The sequence below is a fragment of the Nitrospinota bacterium genome (assembly GCA_027619975.1).
Taxonomy (GTDB): Bacteria; Nitrospinota; Nitrospinia; order Nitrospinales; family VA-1; genus JADFGI01.
This window is the reverse complement of sequence record JAQCGX010000018.1, coordinates 49,185-60,385: the sequence shown is the minus strand read 5'-3', so window position 1 is coordinate 60,385 and position 11,201 is coordinate 49,185. Positions and strand designations below refer to the sequence as shown.

Below are 11,201 nucleotides of genomic sequence, written 5' to 3'. Positions count from 1 at the left end.
TAATTCCGCCTTTCCAGCCTGTGCGCACAGCCTGGAAAGGCTGTGCCACTTAAAAGCAAAAACCTGTAAAACTTAACCCGCTGACGGATTTTTCTCTTTTTCAGCAACCTGTTAGCTTTCCAATAAACAAAATCCCCCTCTCCCGGCCATTTCCCATTCCCAAAAGAAGTCACCCTAAACCCCTCCGCCTCAACTAAGGCTTTGATAATAAAGTTTTTATAAAAAATAATCCGCCTTTTAAGGGAATTTTTGCATAAGTCGAGAATCTTCATCGAGGTTTACCCTATCCCGATACGTCATCGCGAACCGCGAAGCGGTGTGGCGATCCAGATCTTCTGGATTGCTTCGTCGCCGTTGGCTTCTCGCAATGACGGGTTATGCAAAAGTTTCCTTAAATTCAAAGGGAAAAGCTATTCTGACGAAGCATCCAAAACAAAATCCCACTCCCTAAGATAACCTGCCTGCCAAACCGCTGCATTTGTGGGATAATGGGGTTGGGCAAACGGTATAATGCATCAAGATAATATTTCTAATTCCCCCTTATGGAACCAAATCGCACCATAGACGATTTTCTTAAGCGCGTTAGAAAGAAACGCATCCGGGTTCTGACCCTGAAGGGGTTCTATCTCCTTTTTACCTTTTTGACGGGCAGTTTCCTGTTTGGCAACCTGTTTTCCTATTATTTCCCTGCTCAAATCCTGGAATTCTGGTTGCCCTTGTCGATCTTTTTCGGGGCGGCTTTCTCATATCTTCTTTATTTTTGTTTTCTTCGCGAGGAAACCACCGCCTTTTCCCTCGATCAGGCCGCCCTGTTGACCGAGAAGAAATTTCCCGATCTGGACAATGCCCTGATCAACGCCAGTCAGTTCAGCAGGCGTTTGTCGCACCTGCAAGCAGACCAGGACATCTCTCTCGCTTTTATTGAGGAACAAATCCGGCGGACTCAATCTCGCATCGAGACGATCCCGCCGGAATCCATCATCGATTCCGGGGAAGAGACACGCAACCGCAACTGGTTCTTAGGTACGTTGGTCTCGCTTGTCATCGTCGCCTTTTTATTGCCCGATTTTTTTAGCAAAGGGTTTGATAATCTGCTATCTCCCCCGGTTCCTGCGGCCTCCCAGATTCAGGCCAGCGCCACAAAGCCCACGCAAAAGCCAGAGGCTTCCATCGGCAAATATACGATTTCAGATTTGAAGCTGACGTTTAATTATCCCGCCTATACCGGGATGAAGCCACAAGTGATCCACCCCTCAGACGGAAAAATTTCGGTCTTGCCCGGCACGGAGGCTCAGGTGCAGGGAACCGTCAATTTACCCGTTGATGGCGGGGAACTGGTTTGGAACGCGAAAGACAACTTTTCCATGCAGCTGTTGGGGAACAACACGCTTGAGACCCAATTTTTGGTCAAGGAGCAGGGGTTTTACCAGTTCAGGGTCAAGGATGCGGAAGGAACGAAGCATCTCCTGCCTGAAAAATATGCCGTCACTCTGACCCAGGACCGTGCGCCAAATATCGTTCTTTTCATTGCCAATCCGAAACCTGTGTATTACGCCAATGGCACGATCGAATTGTTTTACGAAGCTCAAGACGAGTTCGGCATTTCGGAAATCGATCTGGTGGCGTTCGTCAACGGCAAGCCAACCCGCCAGAGTGTCAAACGGGTGAAAGATGGAGAGCGGAATATACAGGGCAGCCATTCGTGGGCGCTCGGCGAAATGGCTTTTGAACCTGGCGACGAGGTGGAATATTTCATGGAGATCAAGGACAACGACAATGTTCAGGGTCCCAATACCGGGCAATCGGAAACGTTTTCCTTCACCGTCTTTGATTCGCGGGAGGAACAGGAAAACCTGATCGCACTGCAAGAGGAGTTAACGGAAAAACTGATTGTTCAATTAGCCACAGGCCTGATCATCGGCGCCGAATCAAAAGCCAAGCCAATAGACGCGATGAATTGGAAAAACCATCTCATTGCCAGCGCCGATGCCCTGATTGAAATCATCGGACTGGCCCAGAGCATCGAAGAACGGGCCAAGACGCTGGAGTTTTTTCCTCGCCCCTACTCTAATTTACTGAAAAACATCATAAACGGCCTGAACCAGATTCGTGATGAGCAAATCAACGCCATCAATAACATTCAAAACACGGTTCTCAAACCCACCCCGGTTGTCTACGATGTTCTTGATCTCGACGGTCTCAACCGGCGATTGGTCACGCAACTGGAAACCAATATTTTATTCCTGGTGAAAATGACCAACCGGCAGAAACTGGATCAGGTGATGGATCTGGAACAACACCTCAATGAACTGACGGAATCCCTCCGTGAGGAATTTAAAAAAATCCGCGATAAAAAAGCGCCGCAAAAATCCAACGAACTGAAACGGAAAATCGACCAGATCCGTCAAACCCTGGAAAAAATCATGGATCAGCTCGCCCGGCAAACCCAGTCCCGCCCAGACGAATTTCTCAACCCGGATGCCTTCAAGGGAATGAACATGGACCAGTTCTCGGCCTCTCTCGACCGCATCATGGACCTGATGAACCGGGGAAAAATCGATGAGGCTCAGGAAGAATTGCAAAAGATGGTCGAAGACCTGCAAACCCTGGCCAATCAGCTGGATCAGGCTAGGTCGGACATGGATGACCTGATGGACATGAAAGCCATGAAGCAACTCGACGATTCGCTGGAAAAATTACAACGGCTGGAAAAGGACCAAAAAAAATTGCTCGACCAAACCACCAAGATCAACCAATCCCTGCGCGAGGCGCAATCCAATTTATTTGAAGACGCCATCCGCCAGGTGTTTGCAGAAATCAAAAAGTACCTCAACGAAATTCAATCGATTCTCAAGGGAGATGACCAATATCTGGGCGAACACCCCACCATGAAAGCCCTGAATGATCTCCTCGATAAGGAAATCAAGGTCAACCGGAAATTACGGACGCTCAGTCAGAAAACTGTCGATGCCAACCAGAGCCCCAGTCTTGAGGAAAATTTTAAAAAACTCAATGATGCCAGAATGGAGCTGGCCCAGCTGATGACGGAGATGGATTCCCTGCGGGCCAAGGTATTTCAAACATTCAAAAACTCCCTGCCTCAGCTTCAGGAAAAATACGACACCCTGGAAGAGTTGACGGAGTTACAGGATTTGAACGAGTTCAATAATTTATTTAAAAACACCTATCCTGAAGTCTTCCAATGGCAGAATAATATCCGCACCACCCCCAACAAGCGGGAGGATCTGGGTGATCGTCTCAATGAAGATCTTAGACAAGTCACCCGCTTGAACAGCGAGATTTCAAAAAAACTGGGTTCCATGATGCGCACCATACAGGACAGCAATCAGGAATTATTGTCAGAAGAAAACAAATCTGAAATGCAGAAAATGGCTGAGGAAGAACAGCGTATGAAGAATGAATCCGAACAGCTGACCCAACGGTTCGGGCAAATGAACAAAGAAAACCCTATGATCACCCCGGAGCTGGCCGACAAAATGTCTCAAACCGGCCGGAACATGCAACGGGCAGAGAGTAACCTCAAGCAAAATCAGGTACAGAAAAGCATCAGCGCAGAAAACCAGGCCCTCAAGCAACTTCAGGAAACCCAGGAGATGATCAAGGAGATTAAGGAATCCAGTAGCGAACAAGGCAAGCAGGCCTCCCGCTCATCGCCTTTAAAATTCGGCACTGGCCAGTCCAGAGACTCCCGGCGCGGCGGTTCGGAGCGTATGCAAAAAGAAAAAGTCCACTTGCCGTCCGAAGATCAGTATAAAGTTCCCGGCGAATTCCGCGAGGAAATCCTGCGCGCCATGAAAAACCACACTCCAAAAGATTACCAGCGCATGGTCATGGAATATTACAAGGAGTTGGTGAAATGATGCGGCGTTTCTTTCTATACAGCCTTCTGACAGTGCTCCTGAACGGGATGACTCCGTCTGCAAACGCCGCTCCTGTCGAGGTTCCTCCCCACCAGGTATTTAAAGGTTACGAGCTGGTGGAAGACTGGAGAATCGCGGAGGCGGACACTCTGGCGAAATCACTGTTAGAGCAGTTTCCACAATCGGGAGATGTGCGGTTCCTGCAAGCGCGAGTGGAATTTTCTAAGGGAAACTACGAATACGCGTGGAAGATTTTAAAACCCGTGGAAGATAAACACGATTCCGTGCGAGAGTTCAAATCGCTGGCCAACGAAACGCGTCAGGCGGCGGCCAAATTTATCTCCAGAGAATCCGAGCATTTTATTTTCCGGTTTGAAAAGGGGCCGGACGAGATTCTGGTGCATTACGCAGAAGAAGTTCTGGAACGATCCTATCAGGTGCTGGGCGAGCTGTTGAATTATTTTCCCGAGGAAAAAATCCGGGTGGAAATCTACCCCAATCGTGAGCCCCTGTCCCGCGTCTCTCCCCTGACCCGAGAGGATATCATCACATCAGGCACCGTCGCCCTGTGCAAATACAACCGCATCATGCTGATTTCCCCGGCGTCTCTGGTGCGGGGTTATCACTGGATGGACACCCTCAGCCATGAATACACCCACTATCTGCTGACCAAAAAAAGTCACAACAAACTGCCACTGTGGATTCACGAAGGCATCGCCAAACATTTCGAGGGCAAATGGCGGCAAGCTGAAGATTTCTTAAGCCCGCTGATGAAAACCGTGCTGGCCGCAGGACTCGCAAATGATTATTTGATCTCTCTGGACGCCATGATGCCTTCTTTGGCAAAATTAAAAAACCAGGAGGACGTGCAACTGGCCTATGCCGAAGTCGCCTCTATGGTGGATTTTATGATTCGGGAAAAGGGAGCAGATATGCTCCCCGCTCTGCTCGATGACCTTGCCGCCGGACAAAATTTCAACAGCGCCCTTGAAGCCCACCTGGGCATGGATCTTGCGACTTTTCAGGAAAAGTGGAAGAGTTTCATGAAACAGCAGAACCTGAAAACCATTCCCGGACTGAAAGCCCTGCAAACCCGCTTCAAAACCGATAGAAACACAGAAGACGACAAAAAGGACTACCAGGAAGTCGGGGCGCAAAGAGCGCAGGATCTGGCTTTTCTGGGAGATATCTTAAAATCCCGCAATCAATACAAGGCCGCCATCATTGAATACGAAAAGGCGTTTGAGGAAAGCGAATTGGAATCCCCCATCCTGTACAACAAACTGGCAGGAACCTACCTGATTCTTCAGGACTACGAACAGGCGGAATTGAATCTTAAAAAGAGCCTCCAACAGTATCCCGATTTTCACACCACCCTCGTGAACCTGGGAGAGTTGTACCTGGAAACCGGACGGACAGACGAGGCGAGAGACTATTTCGAGTGGGCGGTCAAGATCAATCCCTTCAATCCTTTCGTCCACCTGAGGCTGATCAAGATTTATGATATCCTTAAGATGGAGAAAGAAAAAAATTTGCAGAAGAAATTGTACAAATATTTGGATAACCGGCCTGGCTGAAAACGTCGCGGATAAGACAGGATCAAACCTCCTCAATCCTGCGAAGAAAAAGCTGGAGTAACCCTTTCAACGTGAAAGTTATATATGGAAGATCTGGAACTGGCAAAAGAATTGGTGCAAGCCAAAAAAAATGTAATTCAGGAAATTCAAAAGGTGATTGTCGGGCAGGATGCTGTCATCGAAGATTTATTGGTCGCCTTATTTTCCAAAGGCCACTGCCTGTTCGTCGGCGTGCCCGGTCTGGCTAAAACACTTTTGGTCAGCACCCTTTCCAAGGTGCTGAGTTTGAATTTCAGCCGCATCCAGTTCACTCCCGATCTGATGCCCTCCGACATCACCGGGACCGATATTCTCCATGAAGACCAGGCGACAGGCAAACGTTCATTCCGTTTTATCAAAGGCCCGATTTTTTCAAACATCATTCTGGCCGACGAAATCAACCGCACACCGCCAAAAACGCAGGCCGCCCTGTTGCAGGCCATGCAGGAGCATCAGGTGACGGTCGGCGGCAACACCTACTCCTTGGATCAACCGTTTCTGGTTTTCGCCACCCAGAACCCCATCGAGCACGAGGGCACCTACCCGCTCCCAGAAGCCCAGTTGGACCGATTCATGTTTATCATCAACGTCACCTACCCGACGAGGGAACAGGAAGTGGAGATCGCTCTCTCCACCACCTCCGGCCACAGCCCCGACTTGCAAGTCGTGCTCAATGCCGAACGCGTTCAGGAATTGCAGGCGCTGGTCCCCCGCGTCCCCGTCTCGGATCACGTCGCCCATTATGCGGTGGATCTGGTGCAAAGCACCCGCCCTAATCAAAACGGCAGTTCACCCAGTTTCGTCGATGAATGGATCGACTGGGGCGCCGGCCCGCGCGCCTCGCAATACCTCATACTGGGAGCCAAAGCCCGCGCCTTGATGGATGAACGCGTCAGCATAACCGTTGAAGACGTCCGAAGCGTCGCCCGCCAGGTTCTGGAGCACCGCATCATCCTCAACTTCAAAGCCGAAGCGGAAAACATCAAACCTGCCGACATCATCGACAAACTGCTGGAGCAAGTGAAGGTGGGGTGAGGAAGAAAGGATCGCTAAAAGCGGACTACTAACAAACATATCCTTCCTGACTATAAATTTAAAATGAATTACAAGTATCGAGTTTGTTTTCAATTAGCAGCAGAGGGACCCTTTACCGAAGAAGAAACTTTCCTCGAATTTAAAAGCAATCAAACTGGCGAGAATTTTAAGCTTTCTGCCTTAAATAAAGAAAAGAAATTCAATTCAAGCAACCGGTTCAGCGTTATCGGCGGCCCCTATAACACCGTTGAAAAAGCACAAGACTCTGCTGAGAAGGTGAAGATTGCAGTTCTTTATTATGCAACAAAGCAACGTGTGGGAATTGACCTTGGTAAATATGCATTACCAGGTGGTTTAACGAAGGACGGGCGGGAAATGCTATCACAGCAGCATGGCACCCCGGTTCTTGATGATAAGCTGGGAATTACGATCTTTGAAGCAGAACCAAAACCATTGTTCTATAGTTTGCATGCTAAAGGCGCGAGTAGAAGATCGATAGATTCTTTTATTGATACTCTTAAACAGATTCCCGACACTTTCAACTTTAAGTCACCGCGGGCAGAATTGGCAGTAGAACTCTATTCAATGAGCCACTTTGAGAGCACTTCCAGTGCCAGGTTTTTAACGTTATTTATGTGTCTGGAAGCTCTGTTTGATCCATTACCGAAATCAGAGGAAGCATGCCTCCACGTGGATAGTCTCATTCAAGCGACCAACAATGCAGAAATTCCAGATGAAGATAAAAAATTATTAATTGACGAATTGTCATGGCGTAAAAAGGAATCCATTGCTCAAACAGGAAAGAGAATGGCGCGTGAGCTATTAGCGGAAAAGGAGTATTTCTCTATGACTGCTGAAAAGTTCTTTAAAAAAATTTACAAAACACGTAACGACCTTGTCCATCGTGGCATTGTCAACCGACCGGAACTTCACAGTATGCTTGGAGAGGTTGACCGGTATGTTTCTGACATACTGCAAAAACAATTCATTCGTTAGAAATGTCGCTCCGGGTCCATGCTTTGATGAAGAATGCGGACGATTTCAATTCCTTTTTTGGTCACTCGGTAAAAAATAATATGCCTTCCTACAGAGTGCCTGCGGTAGCCTTCTCTAATATCGTCACAGGGTCGGCCTTTTTCAGGCTTGGCCGCTAACGCCAGAAAACCGCTATTCAAGTCATGAATGTAGCTGTCGGCCTGATCTTCTCCCCAAGTTTCATAGGTATAAAACCAGATATCTTCAAGATCCTGCCTTGCTTTTGGCCGCAGAAAAAAATCAGCCATTCTTTTTTCTTTTCTTCACCGAGGACAAAAATTTATCGACTGCAAATTTCCTGGCGGGTCCGCTTTCTTCCCCTGCGATCAAGGCCGAGCGTAACGCTTGAACCTTGTTTTCATGTTCCTCCAACAGGCGCAGACCTGCCCGGACGATTTCACTGGCGGAACCATAACGGCCTTGAGAAACTTGCTGTTCGATAAAGTTGTTGAAATGCTCACCGAGAGAAATGCTGGTGTTTTTTGACATCATAATGAACTCCCAATATTAATACTAAATATTAGTATATATTGGTACTATGATTTTGGCAATAGTTGGCGGGAATACGATAAGCCGACCGCTAAGCCGTCTAAACCAAATCCCCAATCTTCCAATCCACCTTCAGGTCTTCGATTTTTCCGGCGCGGGTTTTGTATTTCACATAGCCGTTTTTCTCGCCAAACAGGAACAAGTCGCGGGTGATGTCCACATCCTGCGTGCAGTATTCGATGATTTGGTCCATCTTGCCTTCCTTATACCACTGGATGGAGATCAGGCCGTCGGCGGATTTTTCCGCGCCTAAGGTGTGTTGCGCCAGGTGGTTGAGTGCCAGGCGATGGTTTAGAAGTTTTTTGACATCCAGAAGCATGTCGAAGGTCTTTATTTTATTGAGGTCGAAAGGCCCATAACCTTCCAGAACGGTGTAGTCGAAGCCGATGACATTGAACCCCACGACCAGATCGGCGGTGTGCAGTTTTTCCGCCAGTTTTTCCGCCTCATTTTCCCGGTAGACAAAGTATTTCTGCTCGCGGCTGTCCCAGACCACTCCAACGGCAAGTTTCATCAATTTGATCGACATGGGCGACCAGCCTCCGACTTCATCGGAGCTTTTCTGGGTTTCCAGGTCGAAATACAGGACTCTGGGAGCTTCTTTCGGCGACGCCGCCTTTTCAACCGGTTTTTCTTCCGGTTCTGCAAATAAATCAAACTGTTCTGCCATTTTTTTCCCCATTATTTCTGTTTGGTGAGAGAGTTCCGTAATTTAGCATTCTCGACGATCAAATCAATCTTTTTTTAAGATCGAAGCAGAAAGCCATAGAAAATCCCGCATTTACCGTGCCTTGCCTTGATTGAATTTATCTCATTGATTTTAAGCCTGTCAAAACGATTAAAGTTTATAAAATATCAGACCGATAAAGAACCTTAATGGGATAACTGTCTCTATTTCACCAATAGCTTAGAAAGACCCTTTTATGGCCGAATCCTTAATATCGGGAATCAATTCAAACCTCGATACCAATGATATCGTCAGCAAGCTGATCTCTTTGCAAAGGAGACCGATTGACCTGCTGGAGGCCAAGGCCGACCTCGAAGCTGAAAAACTACTCGCTTTTCAGGAACTGCAATCGAGATTGCAAACCTTTAAAAGTGTTGTCACCACCATAAATTCAGAAACCAAGTTCCTTTCCACCAAAGGGGTATTTTCAAATAACAGCGCCTCCGACACCAATCAGGTGATCACCCTCGACACCACCAGTCAGGCAGCCTCCGGTACATTTTCCCTGGTCGTCAACCAACTGGCTCGGGAAAGCAAGTTGGTGTCCGCAAGTTACAGCGCCACTTCTGACACGATTCCACAGGGAATCCTTAATATCACCGTCGGTACAACGACTACACAAATCAATATCAACTCAACCAACAACACGTTGGACGGGTTGCGGCTGGCGATCAATAATTCCGGGGCCAATATCCAGGCCTCGTTTCTGAATGACGGAAGTTCCACAAACCCTATCCGGCTTTTGGTTGCCGGAACGAAATCAGGAGCCGACAACAGCGTTTCTCTGTCAATCAATCAGGCCCTGATCGGTGCCGAAACCCAGGAAGTATTGTCGTTCACGACAACCCAGTCCGCCCAGAATGCAAGTTTTACCTTGGATGGGATTACGATCACCAAGTCCAATAATACGGTGACCGACGTCATCACCGGGGCCACGATCAACTTGCAATCAGCCGGTTCAGGAATCGTCACTCTGTCTTCCGACCAAACCGCAATTAAAGAGAAAGTGAATGCTTTTGTCGATGGGTACAATGAGCTATCAGCATTTCTCGATGGACAACAGTTTTTAGACACCGACACGGGGTCGACCGGCCTTCTGTTTGGCAACTTCACCGTTCAAAACCTGCAACAGAGCCTGAGAAACACGTTGAGCAGTGCGGTGCCGGGGGTTTCGGGCACTTTCAACTCGCTATCCCAGATTGGAATCCGCACTCAAAGTGACGGGACGATATCAATAGACGATGCCAAACTGACCGCAGCTCTGAACACGGATATTGGCAGTGTGAGTAACCTGTTCGCCAGCAAGGGAACGACTTCGAACAATAATGTCACCTTCATCGGGTTCACAAAAGATACGGTCGCCGGCACCTTTGATTTGCGGGTTGTCGGGGGTGTGCCGCAATTGAGTGTTTCGGGTCAGAATCAATATTCCGATGCCGCCGGATCGGGAAACTTTTTCTCCGGAGCAGTGGGAACCGCCGCTGAAGGTCTCAACTTCAGGCTCGGCAATCTGTCGGATGGATCTTATGGAACGATCACGTTATCTCTGGGGGTTGGAGAAACGATCGACCGTGTCCTTCAGAACCTGGTGGATAAATCGCTTAAAGGTCCCCTGACGACCGAAATCGACACCTTTACCAAAACCATCAGTGATGTTGATGAGCAGATCACTTCTCTTGAATCGCGTTTGGAGGTCTTTGAAAAAGACCTCAGGTCACGATTTGCCAATCTGGAAGTAATCATAGGAAAACTGAATTCTCAAAAAGGCGCATTCGAGAGTGCGCTCGCCGGACTTAATAACCTGAAATCTTAAGATTCAGGATCAAGTTAAAATTAACGCTACAGTCTCAAGGAGTCTTTTTTCACATGGTCCCTGCCCGGTATCACAATGCATACAAACAAAGCGAAGTCTCCACATCCAGTCAAGGCAAATTGATTCTGATGATGTATGAGGGCGCCATCAAGTTTACGAAAATGGCTCTGCAAAGTATGGAAAAGGGCGATATTGCCGGGAAGGCAAAATACATCGGGAAAACCCACGATATTGTCAATGAACTATCCGTTTCCCTGAACCTGAAAAATGGCGGCGAGGTCACCGCCCGTCTGGAGACCCTGTATCAATTTATTTTACGTCAATTGACCCTGGCCAACATCAAATCGGATCGCAAGGCCCTGGAATCAATTATAAAGGTGTTGGAACCTCTTCACGAAGCCTGGATCCAGATATTCGATAACAACCATGCACAACAGCAAAACACTCAATCCCTAAAAAGTATCACCTCAAAAGTTTAATTATCCCCAGATACCAAAAAAATAAGGCCGACCGAAGCTGACGTACGGACTTTCCTTATTTTGCTT

9 protein-coding genes are annotated in these 11,201 nt (G+C 47.9%); 6 read left to right on the top strand and 3 right to left on the bottom strand.

Going from position 1 to position 11,201, the window contains the following annotated elements:
• The first annotated feature begins 542 nt into the window (after positions 1-542).
• The 4 genes from O3C58_08125 to O3C58_08110 all read left to right on the top strand — a co-directional run bounded on the left by O3C58_08125 (position 543) and on the right by O3C58_08110 (position 7,528).
• Positions 543-3,881 (top strand): DUF4175 family protein, encoded by a 3,339-nt coding sequence (locus tag O3C58_08125; protein MDA0691819.1) that lies wholly within the window; start codon positions 543-545, stop codon positions 3,879-3,881.
• Positions 3,878-5,458 (top strand): peptidase MA family metallohydrolase, encoded by a 1,581-nt coding sequence (locus O3C58_08120; GenBank protein ID MDA0691818.1) that lies wholly within the window; start codon positions 3,878-3,880, stop codon positions 5,456-5,458. The genes O3C58_08125 and O3C58_08120 overlap by 4 nt, the downstream gene beginning before the upstream one ends.
• Before the next feature lie 84 nt (positions 5,459-5,542).
• The gene (locus tag O3C58_08115) at positions 5,543-6,532 is read left to right on the top strand and encodes a MoxR family ATPase (protein MDA0691817.1); all 990 of its coding nucleotides are present in this window, start codon (positions 5,543-5,545) and stop codon (positions 6,530-6,532) included.
• 63 nt (positions 6,533-6,595) lie between these two features.
• Complete coding sequence (locus O3C58_08110; GenBank protein ID MDA0691816.1) at positions 6,596-7,528, top strand: HEPN domain-containing protein; 933 nt, start codon at positions 6,596-6,598, stop codon at positions 7,526-7,528.
• Here O3C58_08110 and O3C58_08105 read toward each other — a convergent pair.
• The 3 genes from O3C58_08105 to O3C58_08095 form a co-directional block, all read right to left on the bottom strand.
• Entirely contained in the window at positions 7,525-7,815 is a 291-nt protein-coding gene (locus O3C58_08105; GenBank protein MDA0691815.1) for a type II toxin-antitoxin system RelE/ParE family toxin, read from the bottom strand. The genes O3C58_08110 and O3C58_08105 overlap by 4 nt on opposite strands.
• On the bottom strand, positions 7,808-8,056 hold the full coding sequence (locus O3C58_08100; protein ID MDA0691814.1) for a type II toxin-antitoxin system ParD family antitoxin: 249 nt from the start codon (positions 8,054-8,056) through the stop codon (positions 7,808-7,810). Before O3C58_08100 ends, O3C58_08105 begins: the two co-directional genes overlap by 8 nt.
• A 100-nt stretch (positions 8,057-8,156) precedes the next feature.
• Positions 8,157-8,786: a ribonuclease H-like domain-containing protein gene (locus tag O3C58_08095; GenBank protein MDA0691813.1), complete on the bottom strand. Its 630-nt coding sequence runs from the start codon at positions 8,784-8,786 to the stop codon at positions 8,157-8,159.
• Between the two features lie 253 nt (positions 8,787-9,039).
• Between O3C58_08095 and fliD the strand changes: the two genes are divergently transcribed.
• Both fliD and fliS read left to right on the top strand, forming a co-directional pair.
• A complete protein-coding gene (fliD, locus tag O3C58_08090; protein MDA0691812.1) occupies positions 9,040-10,656 on the top strand; it encodes a flagellar filament capping protein FliD in 1,617 nt (538 codons plus the stop codon).
• A gap of 53 nt (positions 10,657-10,709) precedes the next feature.
• Positions 10,710-11,135 carry a flagellar export chaperone FliS gene (gene fliS, locus O3C58_08085; protein MDA0691811.1) on the top strand — a complete coding sequence of 142 codons (426 nt, stop codon included), beginning with the start codon at positions 10,710-10,712 and terminating at the stop codon, positions 11,133-11,135.
• The last annotated feature ends 66 nt before the right edge of the window (positions 11,136-11,201 follow it).